The following is a 2,707-nucleotide window of genomic DNA, read 5'->3' on the forward strand; positions in this document are numbered from 1 at the left end:
CTTCCTTGAAGGTCGGCAGTTTGCACAAAGCCTCGTAGCGCCCCCAGAGAAAGCCCATATGCGGCGAGAAATTCTTGTAGCCAGAGCAGACCAGATAATCGCAATCCCACGCCTGCACATCGATCAGGCCGTGCGGGCCGTAATGCACGCAATCCAGGAAGACTTCGGCACCCGCCGCGTGGGCCAGCTTGCCGACGGAAGTCACATCGACCATAGTGCCGATCGAATGCGCCGTCACGGTGCAGGCCACCAGCCGCGTTTTCTCGTTAAGCAACGGCTTTAAATCTTCGACATGCAAGGCGCCGTCATCGCGCATGCGCCACCAAACGACCTTGACGCCATCATCCTCCAGCGCCAGCCAGGTGGCGATGTTGGCGTCATGGTCCATGTCGGTGACGACGATTTCATTGCGCTCTTGCAGCATCTTGGCGATGCCCAGGCTGACTAGCCGAATAAACGAGGTGGCATTCTGACCGAAGGAAATTTCCTCGGGGCGGTACGCGTTGACCAGCAAGGCGACGCTTTCGCGCGATTCGGCAAGAGACCGGTCAACACCCTGGCTATGCTGATACTTGGCCATGCGCTGAACATTGAAATCAATTAGGTGGTTGCACACCGCATCCACCACGGTCTGCGGCACCTGCGCGCCACCGGCATTGTCCAGAAACACGAAATCGCCTGCCTTCCGCAACGCCGGGAACATCGCGCGGATCTCGTCAACCGGGAACTTGTGCTGAGTATTCATGGAAACAGACACAGTCATCGTAACTCCTCACTATCAATTCGTAGGGCGCACAGGAAGCCCGAACGCGAGCCTGGTTTTTACCACCTGAATTCAGTATTCAGATTGATGAAAACATTACAATGGATATGTTTAAGTGTCAACTAAAGCGGAATGCAACTCGCAGATTCACAAACGAATATAGCCTTGATTTATAAGGAATCTAGGGTTTAACCGGGATGGGTTTTCACCGATCCACGCAGCCATCTGCGCCTCTCACTAACGATCTCGCGTGAACGCGAACTGCTTGACGAGATCGAGTCGACGGCGCCTCACCGGTGGGGAAAAGACGTTGAGATAGCAGAGCTGTCGCCCACACTCGACCAGCATGCCCAGACCATCTGGACAGCCCGCTGATTGGAAGAAGGGGCCTCCTGGGAGCAGCACGCAGCCGTCTGACCGCCTCCGTTTGGGATCGGCCTTATGCCGAATTCATTAATGCGTGTCGTGCAGGCGATGGCACGAGCACTGCGAACCCGTTTGGAAGCGCAAGCGAGGCCCCGTACGGGGCCAAACTCGACATCCAGCTGGTGTCAAACGACACAAAGTCGTCCGAAAAGTGTATTAGAGTCGTCCATTTTTCGGTTTTCGCGACGCCGCGGCAAAGAATTTATTTGAAAATCAATGCTTTAGAAAAAATTGACGTAAAGTCGTCCTGTTTGGTTGATAGGTGGGCTGCGGAATTTCGCGAGGTTGGCTGAACGTTTTGCAATCCGAACATAGAGTTACGTGGTCACCGATGAATCGCGCTATACGCACCACACACGCTAAGGCTCGGTTCCTAACGTGCCATCGAGGTGCCCCGGCCTTATTGACCAGGAGCAACGGCGTCTCTGACAAGAGCGTGCGGAGCAGGCGCGAGCGCGCTTGGGATGTCGAGAACCAAGCATTCAAAGAAGGTATTTTGCAATGCGAACAATCATCGATTGCAGTGTATCGATCCATCTCGAGGGTTAGGCCGCTCGCGATAGGTCGCGGCAGCGACAGTCGGCGCCCAGCATGAAGGTGAGCGGCACCCGATAGGGAGAAGTCAACACCATAGGACGTAGGAGATGTAGGAGACCGTGCGTGCGCGACCGCGACATAGCTAAATTTCCGCTTCGCTTCTCGCGCCAATCCCGTCCAGCAAGACTTGTCAATTTTAAGTCAATTTCAGCAAAATGGACGACTTTACGACAATCAAAATTGACGTAAAGTCGTCCAGCACGGCTCGCTGTGCCTTATAAACTAGTCTTTGGGTCCGGACGACTTTATGTCATTTGACATGGACCCTGGGTCCGGCGCTTCCTGCTCGAGCACCTGATCGGCGAGCGGAACCTCGCCCGCAACACCCAGCAGAGCTACCGCGACACGCTGTGCCAACTGATCCCTTTCGTTTCAGGTCGAGCCCACAAACCGGTAGACCGGCTAGCGATGACAGATGTGTCGGCCGAGATCGTCCGGGACTTCCTCTCAGACATCGAAGTCTCCCGCGCATGCAGCGTCGCGACCCGGAATCAGCGCCTGGCCGCTATCCACGCTTTGGCTCGCTTCGTTGGCGAGCACAGCCCGGAACATATTCAATGGTGCACCCAGCTACGATGCATCCCCTATAAGAAGACTACAAGAGCGGTGGTGCCTTATCTCGACAAACCTGAAATGGATGCGCTGCTCGCCTGTCCTGATCGACGCACAGCTCAAGGTCGTCGTGACTACGCCCTGTTGCTGTTTCTTTACAATGCCGGTGCGCGGGCAGACGAGGCGGCCCACCTGACCATCGGCAACGTCGATGCGATCTCCAGCAGCGTGAGCGTTCTCGGCAAGGGACGCAAACAGCGCCAGTGTCCGCTATGGCCCGACACCGTGCAAGAGTTATGCAACCTCGCCGGCCAACGTCCACCGCAGGAACGTGTATTCCTCAATCGCTGTGGGCAACCATTGACGCGT

The 2,707-nt window shown here is 55.9% G+C and carries 2 protein-coding genes; one reads left to right on the top strand and one right to left on the bottom strand.

Annotated elements, in window-relative coordinates:
- On the bottom strand, positions 1-763 hold a 763-nt coding region (locus tag WCA53_RS32315), incomplete at its 3' end, for an aminotransferase class V-fold PLP-dependent enzyme (protein WP_423921430.1).
- Positions 764-2,083: 1,320 nt separating this feature from the next.
- Here WCA53_RS32315 and WCA53_RS32320 point away from each other — a divergent pair.
- Positions 2,084-2,707 (top strand): tyrosine-type recombinase/integrase (locus WCA53_RS32320; protein WP_423921433.1); only part of this gene is annotated, 624 nt, incomplete at its 3' end.

The sequence above is a fragment of the Caballeronia sp. genome (assembly GCF_049581465.1).
Classification (GTDB): domain Bacteria; phylum Pseudomonadota; class Gammaproteobacteria; order Burkholderiales; family Burkholderiaceae; genus Caballeronia.